The organism is Lysobacter sp. TAB13 (genome assembly GCF_052113885.1).
Taxonomy (GTDB): Bacteria; Pseudomonadota; Gammaproteobacteria; order Xanthomonadales; family Xanthomonadaceae; genus Lysobacter; species Lysobacter gummosus.
In genome coordinates, this window is record NZ_JBFRDR010000007.1 from 167,637 (window position 1) to 184,250 (window position 16,614).

Genomic DNA, 16,614 nt, shown 5'->3' on the forward strand with positions numbered 1-16,614 from the left:
CGTTTCGCCGGCGCCGCGTTTCTGCGCGGCGCGGCGGTCGGCGCGGCGTTTTTCGAAGTCGAGTTTGGCGAAGGCCAGTCGTGCCGAGCCGGGCTTGGCGCCGGTCGAACGTTTGCCGCGATCGGCGCCGTCGGATGCGCCGCGCACCGGCCCGCGCGGGCCGGGCGCCCGGCGCTTGGCCTCGGACGGTTTGTTGGAATCGCTACGCTCGGATTCGGATCGCTTCGCGGCCGGCCGCTGCGCGGCGCGCCGCTCCGGCCCGGTCGTTTTCGCCGCGCGCTCGCCGGAGGCTTTCGCCGCGGCCGGACGCGGCGCATCCAGTGAACCCGGATCGCGCACGCGGCCACGCACCGGCCGCGCCTCGCCGTCGCGCGGCGGACCTTTCGGCGGTTGCCGTCCGGCGCTCATGTCAGCGCGCCGCCGCGAGATCGCGGCGGCCGTTCAAGTAATCGGCGGCGGTGATCGCCTTGCCGCCTTCGCGCTGCAGCACGCGGATGCGCAGCGCGCCGCGGCCGCAGGCGATGTCGATGCCTTCGCGGCCGGCCAGCAGCACCGTGCCCGGTTCGGCGCCGTGCTCCAGCGGCAGTGCGATGGCGCCGTGCACGCGCACGCGTTCGCCGGCGATCAACGCATCGGCCATCGGCCAGGGATTGAACGCGCGCACCTTGTTGGCCAGGCCGGCGGCGGGCTGATTCCAGTCCAGCCGCGCCTCGGCCTTGTCGAGCTTGTGCGCGTAGGTCACGCCTTCCTCGGGCTGGATCCACGGGTTCAGACGCAGGTCCGCGCGCAGCAGGCCCAGGCCGTCGTTGAGCACCTGCGCGCCGATCTCGGCCAGACGGTCGTGCAGCTGGCCGCCGGTTTCGTTGTCGCCGATTTCGGTGGTGTGGGCGAGCAGCACCGGGCCGGTGTCCAGGCCTTTCTCCATCTGCATCAGGCACACGCCGGTTTCGCGGTCGCCGGCTTCGATCGCGCGCTGGATCGGCGCGGCGCCGCGCCAGCGCGGCAACAACGAGGCGTGCAGGTTCCAGCAGCCATAGGTCGGAATATCCAGCACCGACTGCGGCAGGATCAGGCCGTAGGCGACCACGATCAGCAAGTCCGGCTGCAGCGCGCGCAGCGCTTCGCGCGAGACCGCGGCCTTGAAGTTCTCCGGCTGCAGCACCGGGATGCCGCGCAGCAGTGCCTCACGCTTGACCGGCGAGATCGACATCTCGCGCCCGCGCCCGGCCGGACGGTCGGGCTGGGTGTAGGCGGCGACCACCTCGCCCTTGAGCGTGGCCGCGCGCAGGGCGGGAACGGCGAAGTCGGGAGTACCGGCGAAAACTAGGCGCATAAGCTCGGGAATCGGGAATCGGGAATCGGGAATCGGGAATGGGAAATCGGCGCGGATCACCGCGTCGGTCGCGAGCGCCTTGCGTTCAAGACTACAGAAACGAAAAACGGGACCCGGAAACCAGCGCGCGCCGCACGGCGCCACGCCGACTCCCGATTCCCGATTCTCGAATCCCGGCCCTTAAGCCGACTGCCGACGCTGCTTGGCCAGCTTCTTGCGCACCATCTCGCGCTTGAGCGGCGAGAGGTAATCGACGAACAACTTGCCTTCCAGGTGATCCATCTCGTGCTGGATGCACACCGCCAGCAGACCGTCGGTGCTCAGCTCGAAGGGCTGGCCGTCGCGGCCGATCGCCTTGACCGTGATCGCGTTGGCGCGGGTCACGTCGGCGAAGATGCCGGGCACCGACAGACACCCCTCCTGGTAGACCTGCTCGCCGTCGCGGGCGAGGATCTCCGGGTTGATGAACACCAGCGGCTGGTTTTTTTCTTCCGACACATCGATGACCATGAAGCGCTGGTGGACATCGACCTGGCTCGCGGCCAAGCCGATGCCGGGGCATTCGTACATGGTCTCGAACATGTCGTCGAGCAGGCGCTGGAACTCCGGTTGGGTCACGCGCGCGGGATCGACCGCCACCGCTTTCGTGCGCAATCGCGGGTCGGGGAATTCGAGAATGGATAAGACGGCCATAGGGCACCGAAAATGGGGGCGTGGGTCACATACGCAAGCTTTGGTTGCATTGTACCCCCGTTATAGGCTGCAAAGGCCTGCTAGTGTTCGCACCTTCTGAGCTATAGTCCGGGTGCCCGCAGAGGGCAAACCTGGAAGGGGAATCAGGTAGATGGCCGCCATGTTTAAACCGATCCGCGCGGTTTTCGCCGCCGCGTTGCTGACTGTCGCTACGTACGCCCTCGCGGCGGAAATGCGTGGCGACCACCCCGACACTTACGTGGTGAAGCGGGGCGACACCTTGTGGGACATCTCGGCTCGCTTCCTCAAGCGACCGTGGCTGTGGCCGGAAATCTGGCAGGCCAACCCGCAGATCAAGAATCCGCATCTCATCTATCCCGGCGACGTGATCTCGCTGGCGTACCTCGACCGCGTCGCCGCGGCCCAGGTCCAGCCCGGTCCGCGCCAGGAGGCCCCGATCACCGGCGTACCGCTGGCCGAGATCGAGCCGTTCCTGAAGAACCTGCGCGTGGTCGAGCAGTTCGAACAGCTGCCCTACGTGGTCGGCCTGGAAGAAGACCGCCTGCGCGTGACTCAGGGCCAGGTCGCCTACATCAAGGGCCTGCCCGAGCAGAGCCCGGGCACCCGCTTCGCCGTGGTCCGCCCGACCCAGCGCTACACCCGCCTGGACCGCAAGGCCTGCTGCGACATCATGCGCGCCGCCGACCTGGACTTCCGCGGCAAGCGCACGGTCGATTTCGAATCCATCTGGACCGACGTGGTCGTGCCGGACAAGGGCCGCGAGCTGCTCGGCTATGAGCTGATGCAGGTCTCCACCGGCACCCTGAGCCGCGGCGCGGTGGGCGGCATGGAAGCGTCCACCCTCGTGATCGACGACACCGGCCGCGAAATCCGCGTCGGCGACCGCCTGATCCCGGTGGAGATGCAGCCCTACGATCTGCAGTTCTTCCCGCATCCGCCCAAGGCCCAGTTCGACTACGGTCGCGCCCAGGTCCTGTCGGTCGCCGATCTGGTCCGCAACGGCGGTCCGCGCGACGTGATCGCGCTGTCGGTCGGCGCCCGCGACGGCATCGACAACGGCACGGTGTTCTCCACCTGGCGCGTCGGCAGCCGCGTACCGGACCGCGTCAAGATCGGCCCGGACCGCTCCGAGGACCTGTACGGCAAGAACTCGCGCGTGCGCCTGCCCGACGAGTTCTCCGGCCACGCGATGGTGTTCCGCACCTTCGACAAGGTCAGCTACGCCCTGATCATGGACGGCGTGCGTCCGACCAAGGTCGGCTACGAGCTCAAGCATCCGGACTCGCCGTACTGAGTCCACGGAACAGCCCGCGGGCTTTTCCTACAGCACCACGCGACGGCGCCTTCGGGCGCCGTCGTCGTTTGCGGACTAGGCTGGGGCATGAACCAGACCGCAGCCGCCGACCACGACCCGATCGCCACCCTGCTCCTGCTCGCCGCGGGCGGCTCCAGTGCGGCCCGGCGCGGCTTGCTGGAGCAGCACGGCAGCGCCGCCGCCGCGCTCGCCGCCGGCGCCCGCGCCTGGACCGAGGCGGAGCTGTCGCCGCCGCAGATCGCGCGGCTGCGCGCACCCGCCGACACGGCGGCCTGGGCCGCGGCCGGCTGGCCGGGCGACACCGGCGAACGGCTGCTGGCGTGGCTGGGCGACAGCAACCATCACCTGATCGAATGGTCCAGTCCCGATTACCCGGCGCTGCTGCGGCGCGCGCCCAATCCGCCGCTGGCCCTGTTCGTGGCCGGCGAGCCGGGGCTGCTGTGGCATCCGGCGGTGGCGGTGGTCGGCAGCCGCTCGCCGACCCCGGGCGGCCAGGACAACGCCGCCGACTTCGCCCGCGCGCTGGCGCGTTCGGGTCTGGCGGTGGCCAGCGGCCTCGCCGCCGGGATCGATGCCGCCGCCCATCGCGCCGCCCTGGACGCCGGCGGCCTGACCGTCGCCGTCCTCGGCACCGGGCCGGACCTGGCCTACCCGCGCCGCCACGGCGAGCTGCTGCAGCGCATCGCCGCCGACGGTGCCGTGGTCAGCGAGTACCCGCCCGGCACCCCGGCCCGGCCGGAACACTTCCCCAGCCGCAACCGCATCCTCGCCGGCCTGAGCCTGGGCACCCTGGTGATCGAGGCGGCCGAGCGCTCCGGCGCGCTGATCACCGCGCGCCTGTCCAGCGAATGCGGGCGTGAGGTGTTCGCCGTGCCCGGCTCGATCCACAATCCGCTGGCGCGCGGCTGCCACCGGCTGATCCGCGAAGGCGCCGGCCTGGTCGAAAGCGCCTCGGAAGTCGTCGCCGCGCTGGCGCCGATGGCGGCCGAGCTGGCCAACGGCTTGCGTCGCCGTCTGGCCGCCCCCATTAACCTCGGCCACGCGCTGGTCACACACGGCGATCACGATGGCTCCAGCCCCGTCTCAGGAGCTGCCGCGCCTTCAGATTTCGCCGACCCCGACTACCAGTCCTTGTGGAACGCGCTGGGCCACGACCCTACCGGTATGGATCAACTCGTTGAACGTACTGGATTGACGACTGCGGAACTGTCCTCCATGCTGCTGGTCATGGAGCTTGAGGGTCGCGTCGCGGCGCAGCACGGCCGTTACTTCCGTAACCGCTGAATCTGAATCGGTGTCCACCCACCGGCGATTCACCCGGCCAATCAGCAACTCCTGACCCACCGCGCCGCATGCGGCGCAGGCCGAGGGAAATGAAAGAGAGCATCCTGGACGTCCTGCTGTACCTGTTCGAGCATTACTTCACTGACGATGCGGACCTTGTCCGCGACCGCGATTCGCTCCGCAGCGGCCCCCTGTTCGATGAATTGGGCCAGGCCGGTTTCAGCCCCGCCGAGATCAACAAAGCCATCGAATGGCTGGATGCGCTGGCTCAGCAACGGCCCAGCGTCAGCGCACCGCGCGTGGGCGGCCCGACCCGGATCTACTTCGGCCCGGAACTCGACAAGCTCGATGTCGAATGCCGCGGCTTCCTGCTGTTCCTGGAGCAACACGGCATCCTCGACGCCGATCAGCGCGAACTCGTGCTCGACCGGGCGATGGCGCTGGACCAGGAAGAGCTGGACCTGGACGACCTCAAATGGGTCGTGCTGATGGTGCTGTTCAATCAGCCCGGCTCCGAGGCGGCCTACGCCTGGATGGAAACGCAGATGTTCGAGGACGAGCCCGAGCCGGTGCACTGACACCGGCCGCGGCCGCGAGCGGTTCGCGGCGGCGGGTTTCGTCCTTGAATCACTTCACGGCCCTGCACCCGGCCGTCCTGCTTGCGCGACGGGCGCATTTTTCGCGCCCATCCGTCGCGCAATACGCACCGCCCATGCCGGGCGAATAGCGTTTTGCGAACTCCGTGCTAGTTTCATGCGTCTCGCGCATGCCAAGGGTGCTGCGCGATGCTGGCCGTCTGGCGAGTCGCGCGCCCGCGACGCTGCCCACGCCGGCGCATGCCATCACATGGACGATCGCGAGATCCGCAGGGGGAGCACATGACGAACTGGTACTACCACGATCCGGCCCAGGGCCGCGTCGGCCCGATCGACGCCGACGCCTTGCGCGGCCACTTCCGCGCCGGCCGCATCGGCCGCGACACCCTGCTGTGGCGCGAAGGCCTGCGCGAATGGCAGCCGCTGGAGCGGCTGTCGGCCGAACTGGGCCTGGACGACGACCTGCTGTCGCCGCCCCCGCCGCCGGTCGTGCCGCCGCCGCTGCCCGAACCGCCCAACTACACCACCGACGGCAACGAAGCGGCCGCCTCCGCGCCGGCGCAGAACCACGCCCAGCGCAGCGTCAGCCCGGCCGACTACGCCCCGGCCCACGTCGCCCGCCGCCAGCCCGCGCCGCCGCCCAAGCGCGGCCTGTCGGGCTGCATGATCGTGCTGATCGTGCTCGCGGTGCTGGCCATTCCGGTGCTCGGCATCCTGGCCGCGATCGCCTTGCCGGCGTACCAGGACTACACCTTCCGCGCCAAGGTCATGGCCGCGCTGGCCGCGGCCGGCCCGTACAAGACCCAGGTCGCCGAGCACTACCTCGCCCACGACGGCTGCCCGAACAACGCCTCGCCCGGCTTCCGCCCCGCCGATGCCTATGCGACCGCGCAGATCGCCTCGATCCAGTTCGGCCGCATGCAGGACAGCGGCCAGTGCGGCATGCAGATCGAGCTGCGCGGCTTCAACACGCCGCAGCTCGACGGCAAGAAGGTCTGGCAGTCCTTCGACCCGGCCAACCTGAGCTGGACCTGCGGCTCGGACATCGAGAAAAAGGCCACGCTGCCGGCGAACTGCCGCGGCGGCTGATCCGGCCGCACCGATCGCGCCGCCCTGAGCGCAAGCCAGGGCCGGCGCGATGTCTTGCGCTTCGCCCGTCGCCGGTTCGCCGCGGCGCGGTGGCATCATGGCGGCCACCGCAGCGACCCAGGCCCCGATTCGCGATGACCCAGTGGTATTACAGCGACAGCGAGCGCAACCGGCACGGACCGCTGGACGGCGAGGCGATGATCGAACGCCACCGCCGCGGCGAGCTGGGCGCGGACATCCTGGTCTGGCGCGACGGCATGAGCCAATGGCGGCCGTGGCGCGAAGTGGCCGTCGAACTGATCGCCGATCCCGGCTTCGCCCCGGCGGGCCCGTCGGCTGCCGCGACCGCCTCCGCCCCGGCACCCGGCCCGGCACCCGGCACCGCCGAAGCGGTCGGCGCGGGCACCGCGGCAGCCATCGCGGCCGCGATAGTGGAGGCCGAAGAGCGCCAGGACCCGCGCGCCGTCAGTCCCGATTCCGCGCAAAGCCGCACCGCGACGCCGTCGCAGGCCGCCTCCGCCGACGCCGACGCCAGCCCCTCCGAAGCCACCACCCCGGCCGGCGCACACGCGCATTCGCCCTACGCCGCGCCGCGCGCCGGCGTGGCCGAAGACACCACCGTGGTGCAGGGGCTGGAAGTCGTCTATGCCGGCTTCTGGAAGCGATTGGCGGCGTACGTCATCGATTCGCTGCTGATCGGCATCACTTATTACGCCGTCAGCACGATGCTGTTCGTGCTCGTATTCGCCTCCGGCCTGTTCGGCGGCGATGCCGCCTCCTGGGCCCAGAACGCCGGCGCGGGGGTGTGGATGCTGGTGGTGGCGGTCTACGTGATCATCGGCCTGATCAGCGTGGCGTATTACGTCGGTTTCGAGTCCTCGGCCATGCAGGCCACGCTGGGCAAGCTGGCGGTGGGGGTCAAGGTCGTCGATAGCGAAGGCCGGCGCCTGACCCGGATGCGCGCGCTCGGCCGCTGGGCCGCCAGCCTGTTGTCCTACGCCAGTTTGTGCGTGGGTTTCCTGCTGATCGCCTTCACCGACGGCAAGCGCGGCCTGCACGACATGATCGCAAAGACGCAGGTCGTGGACCGCTGGGCCTACACTGCGCGACCGGAGATGCAGCAGCGCACTCTCGGCCCGGTCGCCTGGGTCGTGCTGATCCTCGGAGGCTTGATGTGGTTGCTGGTGGTGGGGCTCGCAGCGTTCGGCGCGATGGTCGCGGCGGCCGGTCATTGACCGGCTCGCCGAAAGCGTCACAGCGCGCTGAAACCTGAACAGGGCACACTCCATCACGCCATCTTCAAGCGTTTCGGTGCCACTTTATTGGGGTTTCCGGGAGGCCGGGCTTGACAGCCGCGGCCGCCTCATGATTCCACTAGAAAAGGAAACCTGAACGCCCGCGGCCGAATGCTGCGGGCGTCGTCTTCTTAAATCCCCGCCTCGCACGGCCCCGGCCGGCGGAGCCGCCTCAACACAAGCAAGCAGTCGAGCAGCGCCCCGCCCCGGGCCTGCGGAGTAGCAATGGCCAAGAACCTCCTCATCGTCGAGTCGCCCGCCAAGGCCAAGACGATCAACAAGTACCTCGGCAAGGACTTCACCGTTCTGGCCTCCTACGGCCATGTCCGCGACCTGGTGCCGAAAGAGGGCGCGGTCGATCCAGACAATCACTTCGCGATGGACTACGCCGTCATCGAGAAGAACGAGAAACACGTAGACGCGATCGCCAAGGCCGCCAAGAGCGCCGACAACCTCTTCCTCGCGACCGACCCGGACCGCGAAGGCGAGGCGATCAGCTGGCACATCGGCGAGATCCTGCGCGAGCGCGGTCTGCTGGAAGGCAAGCCACTGCAGCGCGTGGTGTTCACCGAGATCACGCCGCGCGCGATCAAGGAAGCGATGAGCCAGCCGCGCGCCATCGCCAGCGATCTGGTCGATGCGCAGCAGGCGCGCCGCGCTCTGGATTATCTGGTCGGCTTCAATCTCTCCCCGGTGCTGTGGCGCAAGGTGCAGCGCGGCCTGTCCGCCGGCCGCGTGCAATCGCCGGCGCTGCGCATGATCGTGGAACGCGAGGAAGAAATCGAAGCCTTCGTCGCCCGCGAGTACTGGTCGATCGAAGCCGAGTGCGCGCATCCGCAGCAGGCCTTCACCGCCAAGCTCAACAAGTTCGACGGCAAGAAGTTCGAGCAGTTCACCATCACCGATGGCGAAACCGCCGAAAGCGCGCGCAAGCGGATAGTCGCCGCCGCCAACGGCGCGCTGCACGTCACCGACGTCACCAGCAAGGAACGCAAGCGTCGCCCGGCCGCGCCGTTCACCACCTCGACCCTGCAGCAGGAAGCCTCGCGCAAGCTCGGCTTCACCACCTCGCGCACCATGCGCGTGGCGCAGAAGCTGTACGAGGGCATGGCGCTGGGCGACGAGGGCACCGTCGGCCTGATCAGTTATATGCGTACCGACTCGGTGAGCCTGTCGCAGGAAGCCATCGCCGAAATCCGCGACGTGATCGCGCGCGACTTCGGCACCAAGGCGCTGCCCGACAAGCCCAACACCTACCAGACCAAGTCGAAGAACGCGCAGGAAGCGCACGAAGCGATCCGCCCGACCGCGGCGCTGCGCACGCCGGCGCAGGTCGCGCGTTTTCTCGACGACGACGGCCGCCGCTTGTACGAACTGATCTGGAAGCGCGCCGTCGCTTCGCAGATGGTGCCGGCCACGCTCAACACCGTCAGCGTCGATCTCGCCGCCGGCGCCGAGCACAGCTTCCGCGCCTCGGGCACGACCGTGATCGATCCGGGCTTCCTCGCCGTGTACGAGGAAGGCAAGGACGCGAAGGCCGCCGAGGACGAAGACGAAGGCCGCAAGCTGCCGCTGATGAAAGTCGGCGACCGCATTCCGCTCGATCAGATCCATGCCGACCAGCACTTCACCGAGCCGCCGCCGCGCTTCTCGGAAGCCTCACTGGTCAAGACGCTCGAGGAATACGGCATCGGCCGTCCCTCGACCTACGCCTCGATCATCCAGACGCTGCTGTTCCGCAAATACGTCGAACTCGACAGCCGCCGCTTCCGTCCGACCGACGTCGGCCGCGCGGTGTCGAAATTCCTGTCCGGGCATTTCACCCAGTACGTCGACTACGACTTCACCGCCAAGCTCGAAGACGAGCTCGATGCGGTGTCGCGCGGCGAAGAGGAGTGGGTGCCGCTGATGGAGCGGTTCTGGGGACCGTTCAAGCAACTGGTCGAAGAGAAAAAGGAATCGGTCGATCGCAGCGAGGCCACCGGCGCGCGCGAGTTGGGTACCGATCCCAAGAGCGGCAAGCCGGTCAGCGTGCGCCTGGGCCGTTACGGGCCGTATGCGCAGATCGGCACCGCCGAGGACGAGGACAAGCCGACCTTCGCCTCCCTGCGTCCCGGCCAGAGCATGCACACGATTTCGCTCGAGGAATCGCTGGAGCTGTTCAAGCTGCCGCGCAAGCTGGGCCTGGACAAGGAAGAAGAAGTCAGCGTCGGCGTCGGTCGTTTCGGCCCGTTCGCCAAGCGCGGCAGCGTCTACGCCTCGCTGAAGAAAGAAGACGATCCGTACACCATCGATCTGGCGCGCGCGGTATTCCTGATCGAAGAAAAGGAAGAGATCGCGCGCAACCGGATCATCAAGGAATTCGAAGGCAGCGACATCCAGGTGCTCAACGGCCGCTTCGGCCCCTACATCAGCGACGGCAAGCTCAACGGCCGCATTCCGAAGGATCGCGAACCCGCTTCGCTGACCCTGGAAGAAGTGATCAAGCTGATGGAAGACACCGGCAAACCGATGCGCGGGCGTTTCGGCAAGAAGACCGCGGCGAAGAAAGAGCCGGCCAAGAAAGCGGCGAAGAAGGTCGCGAAGAAAACCGTCGATGGCGAGGCGCCGGCCAAGAAGGCCGTGGTGAAGAAAGCCGCGGCGAAGAAGGCGCCGGCCAAGAAAGCCGCGAAGAAGGTCGCGAAGAAAACCGCGGCCAAGAAAGCGGTGAAGAAGGTCGTCAAGAAAGTCGCGGCGAAGTAATCGCCGCGATATCGCGCATCATTCGCCATAGCGGACGGGCGATGCGACTAACGAAACGGGCGCCGGTTTGGCGCCCGTTTCGTTTGGGGATTCGTCGCTTCGGCTGTCGGGCCTGAAGGCCCTCCCACGAAAGACTTCGTGGATGCGCCGATGCGTGGAAGCGCAAAGTCAAAGAGGTGCCCGAGGTCTCTGTGGGAGGGCCTTCAGGCCCGACGCGCCGCAACAAACGCCAGCGACACCCTGTCGCAGCCGCGCCTCCAACCCGTGACGCAGCTTCCGTTTCCGGCATCCCATCGACGACAACGCAGCGATCCATGCGCCGCAGGCGACCGCTCGCACAGATTCAGCCCGCCGCCGCCACTAGGATCGGCCGCGAACGAATAAGGGCAGGCCCGACGGGCCATAGCCCGTCGAGACGCGATCTCAATCGCGCGCGGTCGCCATCACGAAACCTGCTGGGGGGTGTTGTTCACCTATCCCATCGACAGGAGTCGTCATGAACCGTGTCCAACGTTTTTCCCTGCTCAGCGCCGCCGTCGCCGTGTGCGCGTCCGTCTTGCCCGTGTCGTCCGCGTTCGCGCACGGCACCTTCGTCAATCCGCAGAGCCGCATCTACAAGTGTTACCTGGGCAATAAGGAAAACCCGACCGATCCGGCCTGCCGCGCCGCATGGGCGGTCGCCGGCTCGCAGTTGTTTTACGACTGGAACGGCATCAACCAGGCCAACGCCAACAGCAACCATCGCGCGGTGGTGCCCGACGGTACGCTGTGCGGCGGCAACAATTCGACCTTCCGCGGTCTGAACGTGGTGCGCAGCGACTGGCAGACCAGCAACGTGCGCTCGGGTTCGAGCTACACCTTCACCTTCTACGCCACCGCGCCGCACGCGACCAAGGACTGGACGTTCTACGTGACGCCGCAAGGCTGGAACCCCAACAGCACACTGCGCTGGGGCGACCTGCAGCAGTTCTGCAAGACCGGCTCAGTGCCGCTGTCGGCCGGCAACAACTACCACATCACCTGCACCCTGCCGGCGCGCACCGGCCGCCACGTGATCTACAACACCTGGCAGCGCTCGGATTCCACCGAAGCGTTCTACACCTGCATGGACGTCAATTTCACCAATTCGCTCGCCGATGCGAAATCGCCGTGGCGCGAGTCGGGCAACTTGAACGTCGTCAACGACTATCCGGCGGGCACCTCGGTGACGCTGCGCGTGTTCAACGCCGACGGCAGCGATGCGGAGAAGATCGAAACCGTGCTCGGCGCGGGCGAAACCTCGGTGGTGGATTGGCCGCGCAAGGTCGCCGAACAAGTCAACGCGCGCGCCCGCTTCGCCCGCATCGGCGAGCAGCGCGGCGGTCAGGTGCAGGCGAAGGACGGGGCGAACAATCGCGTCTATCTGAGCGGCAACCGCTCCTACGCCTTCGATGTGCGGCTGCCGGAATCGGCCAAGCCGTTCGCCGATGAGCATGCGCATCACGATCATTGATGTCGGCGATTGAGGCGTGCGGTGGTGTTCGCCGGCGAGGCCGGCGACGCGGCCCTCACCCCACCCCTCTCCCGCAGCGCGGGAGAGGGCGCATGGGCGTTGCGAAGGCCATCGCGCCTTCGCAACGCGCCGGTCGCGCAATCGCGCGGCGTCGCATCCGCCCGCACATGCCGACGCCATCCACACCGACATGCGACACTGCGCCGTCGCCACCGCGTTGATCCCCGCATGACCGACCTGAGCATCGAACAGGCCGCCGCCGCGCTCGCTCGCGGCGGTGTGATCGTCTATCCGACCGAAGCGGTCTGGGGCATCGGCTGCGACGCCGACAACCGCGCCGCGGTGCTGCGCCTGCTGGCGATCAAGCAACGGCCGGTGGACAAGGGCGTGATCCTGATCGCCGCATCGGTGGAGCAATTCGACGGCCTGATCGACTGGCCGGCCCTGGCGGACGAACGCGCCGAAGCGGTGCGCGCCAGCTGGCCCGGGCCGAACACCTGGGCGGTTCCGGCGACCGCCGCGGTGCCTCACTGGATTCGCGGCGATCACGACAGCGTCGCCGTGCGCGTCACCGCGCATCCGCAGGCGCGGGCGCTGTGCCGGGCGCACGGGCGACCGATTGTCTCCACCAGCGCCAACCTCGCCGGCCACCCGCCGGCGTTCCAGCGCGACCAGCTCGACCGCGCCGTGCTCGCGCTCAGCGACGGCGTGTGCGCAGGCGAAACCGGCGGCCTGACCGCGCCGACGCCGATCCGCCTGGCCGTGACCGGCGAGGTGCTGCGCGCCTGAGCGCGGCGATCCGCCCCACGCCAACCCCGCTCCCGCCCCCGACCCGGCTGCGACGCGCCCGGCGCTATCCTCGGGCTGTCCGCTTCGGAGTGCAGCCATGAATTCATTGCCCGCCTGGTCGGTCTGGGCGCTGCTGTCGGCGGTGTTCGCGGCCCTGACCGCGGTGCTGGCCAAAGTCGGCGTGCAGGGCGTCAGCGCCGACTACGCGACCCTGGTCCGCACCCTGGTGATCGTCGCGGTGCTGGCGCTGCTGGTGCCGATGAGCGGCCAATGGGTCGATCCGCGCACGCTGCCGGCGCGTTCGCTGCTGTTCCTGGTGCTGTCGGGACTGGCCACCGGCGCCTCATGGCTGTGCTACTACCGCGCGCTCAAGCTCGGCGACGTGTCTCAGGTGGTGCCGGTGGACAAGCTCAGCGTAGTGCTGGCGGCGCTGTTCGCGGTGGTGTTCCTGGGCGATCGGCCCAGCGCGCGCGAATGGCTCGGGCTGCTGATGGTCGGCGGCGGCGTGCTGGTCCTGGTGTGGCGGCGATGAGCGGCGGGTAAATCCGCGAATCCATGACGCAATTCGACTTTCCCCTAACGCGGAGGAGGCGCAAGATGCGCGCATGAACTCCGCCCGCGCCCGCCGCTCCCGTCTCGCACCGGCCGCCCTGGCCGGGCTGCTGTCGGCCGGCGCGCTGCTCGGCGGCGCGAGCGCCGGCGACGCGCATGCGGCCGACGTGTTGATTTACCGCTGCACCGACGATCGCGGCCAGCTGAGCCTGCGCGACACGCCCTGCGGCAACGGCCAGCGCCAGCAGACCCTGACCATGACCCGCCCGGTCGATCCGCCGCCGCGCGTCGTCGAAGCCTCGGCCACACCCTCGCCGCGCCCCGCGGCCAGCTCCCGTCCGCAAGTGCTGATGATGCGCACGCCGCAGGCGATGTACGACTGCGTGCGTCCGGACGGCAGCAGCTACACCAGCAGCAACGGCGACGGCAATCCGCGGATGATGCCGATCGTCGATCTGGGCTACGGCGTGCCGGTCTACAGCACCGGCACTTCGCTCGGCAGCCGCATCGGCGCGCGCGAGCCGCGCCTGGGCGACCCGAGCGCGCGCATCGCCGTGTCCGGCCGTCACGGCAACGTCCAGTACGCCGCCACCGCGCGTTCGGGCGGCTATTATTCCGGCGGTTACGATTACGGCTACGGCGTCTACTACGGCAGCCAGTTGGTGCGCGACGAATGCCGGCAACTGCCGCAGCAGGAAGTGTGTTCGCGCCTGCGCGACCGCCGCTATGACGGCGACCGCCGTTACAACAGCGCGCTGCAAAGCGAGCGCGCTCAGATCACCCTGGACCAGCGCGTCATCGACGCGCAATTGAACGCCGATTGCGGAGCTTACTGATGCGCGTGTGGTTCGTGTCCCTGCTGTTGCTGGCCAGCGCCGGCGCCCACGCACAAGGCAAGGTCGTCATCTATCGCTGCACCGACGCGCTGGGCCAGTTGACGGTGCAGAACAACACCCCGTGCCCGAAAGGCAATCAGCAGGAAAAGCGCGTGATCGAAGACGCGCCGGTGTCGTCGGCGCCGCCGACCTTCATCACCTCGCCGGTCGCGCCCTACGCGCCGGCCAACGCACCGCCGCCGCATCCGCCGGTGTCCTCGCAGTTGCCGTCGGTGAACACGGCCAAGCCCGCCGCCAAGCCGGCGGCGCCGAAAGCGCCGGCCGGCCCGACCATCGCCGACGCCGACCGCCTGCCGCCGCCGGTGTTGTTCGAATGCCGCACCTACGACGGCAGCCGCTACCTCAACGACGACGGAACGCCGCCGCAGCGCTGCGCGCAGCTGCAGACCACTGGCCTTGGCAGCGTCGGCAGCGGCACGGGCGTGGCCTGCGAAATGGTCAACGATCAATGCCAACGCATCGCCGACGACCACTTGTGCGAGAACTGGAAACAGCGCCTGCGCGAAGCCCAGTCGGCGCTGCGCTTCGGCCGCGGCGACAGCCGCGACGCGTCGGCGGCGGAGGTCGCGCGGATTCAGCGGATCGTGACTGAGAGTACTTGCGGCAAGTAAGCCGACTGCGGCGCGCGCATCTGCGCGATCGCCCTGCCTTTGTCCGCGGTCGCCGCGCAGATTGCGGTGCATCGGGCGAACCCGCATAGTTTTCGCATCGCCCGCCGCCGGTGTCCGCCATGTCGACGTCGTCCCGCACCCCCGCCCGCCGGCCGGTGCTGATCGAATTCTCCGTCGCGGTCGCCGTGTTGCTGGCGAGCGCCCTGCTTCGCTACACCTACGCATGGCCCGGGCCGTTCATGGTCTCGACCGACTGGCGCTGGTACTCGCCGCTCTCATACGGCCTGGCCGCGATCGGCGGCATCGGTGCGTTCTTGTTGCTGCAGCGCCGCCAACACCGTTATCCGCCACCGACCGAAGCGGAAAACTACAACCCGAGCGGGCTCAACCAACTGCTGGGCCTGATCGTGGCGCTAACGCTCGTCCTGTTGCTCGCAATACCGCCGATGCTGCTTCACCGCTGGAGCGGCGCGCAGCCGGCGAAGCGGATCGAACAAGTTCGTCCGGAGAATCTCGGCGGCGATGGCGATTGTCAGAAGCGCGCGTATCTGGTCGGCGATACGAGCGTGAACGGCCTGCGCCTGTGCATCGACCACAACGAAGTCTTGTTCGGCCAGATCGCCGCGAGCCGTCGGGTGGAGATCAACGCCAGCACCTCGCGCTACGGCACCGCGATTCACAACTTCGCTGCCGCGCCCGCCGAGGAGCCGGCATCGACGCGGTAACGCGCCGTCGTTCCGCGCCGCCACTCAGAACCCGTAACGCGAAAACCCGCCATCCACCGCGATGCATTCGCCGGTGATGTAACCCGATGCCGGCAGACACAGGAACGCCACCGCTGCGGCGACTTCCTCGGCTTCGCCGATGCGGCCCAGCGGCGTGCGCAGCAGCACTTCGTCGAGATAGTCCGGGTCGGCCAGCTTGTCGGAGGTGCGGCGGGTGCGGATGTACCACGGCGCCACCGCGTTGACGCGCACGCCGTCCTCGGCCCATTCCACCGCGAGGTTGCGGGTCATCTGGTGCATCGCCGCCTTGCTCATGCCGTAAGGCGCGCCGGTGCGCACGTGCAGGTTGCCCGAGACGCTGCCGACGTTGACGATGCTCGACGCGGCGTGGCGGGTCAGCAGCGCGTAGGCATAGCGCGACAGTTCGAAGGCCGAGAACAGATTGATCTCGAAGATCTGCCGCCACTCGTCTTCGGTGTAGTCGGTGGTGGCCTTGCTCAGGTTGCCGCCGGCGTTGTTGACCAGGATGTGCAGGCCTTCGCCGAAGTCCTCCACCCAGTCCAGCAACTCGCGCCGCTGTTCGTCGTCGGCGACGTCGGCGACGAAGCCCTGCACCTCGCGTTCGGGAAAGTCTTCGAGCAACTCGGCCCGCGCCGATTCCAGCGCGGTCGCGTCGCGCGCGGCCAGCAGCACGTCGGCGCCGAAGCCCAGCAGTTCGCGCGCGATCGCCCGGCCGATGCCGGCGCTGCCGCCGGTGACCAGCGCGAGCTGTCCGTCCAATCGCCAACGCTTGGGGTCCATGAGGTTCTCCGTATGCAGTGACCGTGCCGTGGTTCGACGCGCGAGGCGCGCGACCGGCGTAGCATAACGGCCGGACCGTCCCGAGGATGCCGCGATGAACCCCAGCCGGATCGTATCCACCCTGGCCTGCGCCGCGCTGTGCTGCGCGCTGGGCGCGTGCTCCAAGCCGCAGCCGCCGGAGAAAGAGCGTCCGGTCGATCCGCAAGCCACGCAGATGCGCGATGCGATCCAGCAGCCGATCCAGAAGGCCAAGGCGGTCGAAGGCGCGGTCGATGAGGGCGCGCAACACACCCGCGACGCGATCGACGCCGCCGGCGGTTGAGTCGGCTGCGAACGCCGGGCGGCCGCGACAGGCGGGCCGCTGGCTCAGTTCGCTTCAG

16 protein-coding genes are annotated in these 16,614 nt (G+C 68.6%); 13 read left to right on the forward strand and 3 right to left on the reverse strand.

Going from position 1 to position 16,614, the window contains the following annotated elements; translation table 11 throughout:
• Nucleotides 1-409: 409 nt before the first annotated feature.
• Together fmt and def are read right to left on the reverse strand one after the other, a co-directional pair.
• The gene (fmt, locus tag AB4Y92_RS11015; protein ID WP_441819682.1) at nt 410-1,333 is read right to left on the reverse strand and encodes a methionyl-tRNA formyltransferase; all 924 of its coding nucleotides are present in this window, start codon (nt 1,331-1,333) and stop codon (nt 410-412) included.
• A 180-nt stretch (nt 1,334-1,513) separates the two neighbouring features.
• A complete protein-coding gene (gene def, locus AB4Y92_RS11020) occupies nt 1,514-2,026 on the reverse strand; it encodes a peptide deformylase (RefSeq protein ID WP_057944802.1) in 513 nt (170 codons plus the stop codon).
• Between the two features lie 160 nt (nt 2,027-2,186).
• Here def and AB4Y92_RS11025 point away from each other — a divergent pair, with 160 nt between their 5' ends.
• From AB4Y92_RS11025 to AB4Y92_RS11080, 12 genes are all read left to right on the forward strand, one after another.
• Nucleotides 2,187-3,341 carry a LysM peptidoglycan-binding domain-containing protein gene (locus AB4Y92_RS11025; RefSeq protein WP_057945684.1) on the forward strand — a complete coding sequence of 385 codons (1,155 nt, stop codon included), beginning with the start codon at nt 2,187-2,189 and terminating at the stop codon, nt 3,339-3,341.
• 87 nt (nt 3,342-3,428) lie between these two features.
• Nucleotides 3,429-4,646 carry a DNA-processing protein DprA gene (gene dprA, locus AB4Y92_RS11030; RefSeq protein ID WP_441819683.1) on the forward strand — a complete coding sequence of 406 codons (1,218 nt, stop codon included), beginning with the start codon at nt 3,429-3,431 and terminating at the stop codon, nt 4,644-4,646.
• A gap of 89 nt (nt 4,647-4,735) precedes the next feature.
• Entirely contained in the window at nt 4,736-5,224 is a 489-nt protein-coding gene (locus AB4Y92_RS11035) for a DUF494 family protein (protein ID WP_057944804.1), read from the forward strand.
• 300 nt (nt 5,225-5,524) lie between these two features.
• Nucleotides 5,525-6,331, forward strand: coding sequence for a pilin (locus tag AB4Y92_RS11040; protein WP_441819684.1), 807 nt, complete (start codon nt 5,525-5,527; stop codon nt 6,329-6,331).
• Between the two features lie 134 nt (nt 6,332-6,465).
• Nucleotides 6,466-7,566, forward strand: a complete 1,101-nt coding sequence (locus AB4Y92_RS11045) for an RDD family protein (RefSeq protein WP_441819685.1) — start codon at nt 6,466-6,468, stop codon at nt 7,564-7,566.
• Between the two features lie 285 nt (nt 7,567-7,851).
• Nucleotides 7,852-10,368 carry a DNA topoisomerase I gene (locus AB4Y92_RS11050; protein ID WP_441819686.1) on the forward strand — a complete coding sequence of 839 codons (2,517 nt, stop codon included), beginning with the start codon at nt 7,852-7,854 and terminating at the stop codon, nt 10,366-10,368.
• A gap of 496 nt (nt 10,369-10,864) precedes the next feature.
• Nucleotides 10,865-11,860, forward strand: a complete 996-nt coding sequence (locus AB4Y92_RS11055; RefSeq protein WP_441819687.1) for a lytic polysaccharide monooxygenase — start codon at nt 10,865-10,867, stop codon at nt 11,858-11,860.
• A 228-nt stretch (nt 11,861-12,088) separates the two neighbouring features.
• Nucleotides 12,089-12,649, forward strand: coding sequence for a Sua5/YciO/YrdC/YwlC family protein (locus tag AB4Y92_RS11060; RefSeq protein WP_441819688.1), 561 nt, complete (start codon nt 12,089-12,091; stop codon nt 12,647-12,649).
• Between the two features lie 97 nt (nt 12,650-12,746).
• A complete protein-coding gene (locus AB4Y92_RS11065) occupies nt 12,747-13,181 on the forward strand; it encodes an EamA family transporter (RefSeq protein ID WP_441819689.1) in 435 nt (144 codons plus the stop codon).
• Nucleotides 13,182-13,254: 73 nt separating this feature from the next.
• Nucleotides 13,255-14,037 (forward strand): DUF4124 domain-containing protein, encoded by a 783-nt coding sequence (locus AB4Y92_RS11070; protein WP_441819690.1) that lies wholly within the window; start codon nt 13,255-13,257, stop codon nt 14,035-14,037.
• On the forward strand, nt 14,037-14,708 hold the full coding sequence (locus tag AB4Y92_RS11075) for a DUF4124 domain-containing protein (RefSeq protein ID WP_441819691.1): 672 nt from the start codon (nt 14,037-14,039) through the stop codon (nt 14,706-14,708). Before AB4Y92_RS11070 ends, AB4Y92_RS11075 begins: the two co-directional genes overlap by 1 nt.
• A 110-nt stretch (nt 14,709-14,818) precedes the next feature.
• On the forward strand, nt 14,819-15,433 hold the full coding sequence (locus tag AB4Y92_RS11080) for a hypothetical protein (protein ID WP_441819692.1): 615 nt from the start codon (nt 14,819-14,821) through the stop codon (nt 15,431-15,433).
• A 24-nt stretch (nt 15,434-15,457) separates the two neighbouring features.
• Here the strand turns inward: AB4Y92_RS11080 and AB4Y92_RS11085 are convergent, their stop codons facing one another.
• Nucleotides 15,458-16,234: an SDR family oxidoreductase gene (locus AB4Y92_RS11085; RefSeq protein WP_057944813.1), complete on the reverse strand. Its 777-nt coding sequence runs from the start codon at nt 16,232-16,234 to the stop codon at nt 15,458-15,460.
• 94 nt (nt 16,235-16,328) lie between these two features.
• Here AB4Y92_RS11085 and AB4Y92_RS11090 point away from each other — a divergent pair, with 94 nt between their 5' ends.
• A complete protein-coding gene (locus AB4Y92_RS11090; protein WP_215056107.1) occupies nt 16,329-16,556 on the forward strand; it encodes a hypothetical protein in 228 nt (75 codons plus the stop codon).
• Nucleotides 16,557-16,614: the final 58 nt, after the last annotated feature.

Coding starts and splice junctions, on each gene's coding strand:
- fmt (WP_441819682.1), bottom strand. CDS start 1,333: ATGCGCCTAGTTTTCGCCGGTACTCCCGACTTCGCCGTTCCCGCCCTG.
- def (WP_057944802.1), bottom strand. CDS start 2,026: ATGGCCGTCTTATCCATTCTCGAATTCCCCGACCCGCGATTGCGCACG.
- AB4Y92_RS11025 (WP_057945684.1), top strand. CDS start 2,187: ATGTTTAAACCGATCCGCGCGGTTTTCGCCGCCGCGTTGCTGACTGTC.
- dprA (WP_441819683.1), top strand. CDS start 3,429: ATGAACCAGACCGCAGCCGCCGACCACGACCCGATCGCCACCCTGCTC.
- AB4Y92_RS11035 (WP_057944804.1), top strand. CDS start 4,736: ATGAAAGAGAGCATCCTGGACGTCCTGCTGTACCTGTTCGAGCATTAC.
- AB4Y92_RS11040 (WP_441819684.1), top strand. CDS start 5,525: ATGACGAACTGGTACTACCACGATCCGGCCCAGGGCCGCGTCGGCCCG.
- AB4Y92_RS11045 (WP_441819685.1), top strand. CDS start 6,466: ATGACCCAGTGGTATTACAGCGACAGCGAGCGCAACCGGCACGGACCG.
- AB4Y92_RS11050 (WP_441819686.1), top strand. CDS start 7,852: ATGGCCAAGAACCTCCTCATCGTCGAGTCGCCCGCCAAGGCCAAGACG.
- AB4Y92_RS11055 (WP_441819687.1), top strand. CDS start 10,865: ATGAACCGTGTCCAACGTTTTTCCCTGCTCAGCGCCGCCGTCGCCGTG.
- AB4Y92_RS11060 (WP_441819688.1), top strand. CDS start 12,089: ATGACCGACCTGAGCATCGAACAGGCCGCCGCCGCGCTCGCTCGCGGC.
- AB4Y92_RS11065 (WP_441819689.1), top strand. CDS start 12,747: ATGAATTCATTGCCCGCCTGGTCGGTCTGGGCGCTGCTGTCGGCGGTG.
- AB4Y92_RS11070 (WP_441819690.1), top strand. CDS start 13,255: ATGAACTCCGCCCGCGCCCGCCGCTCCCGTCTCGCACCGGCCGCCCTG.
- AB4Y92_RS11075 (WP_441819691.1), top strand. CDS start 14,037: ATGCGCGTGTGGTTCGTGTCCCTGCTGTTGCTGGCCAGCGCCGGCGCC.
- AB4Y92_RS11085 (WP_057944813.1), bottom strand. CDS start 16,234: ATGGACCCCAAGCGTTGGCGATTGGACGGACAGCTCGCGCTGGTCACC.
- AB4Y92_RS11090 (WP_215056107.1), top strand. CDS start 16,329: ATGAACCCCAGCCGGATCGTATCCACCCTGGCCTGCGCCGCGCTGTGC.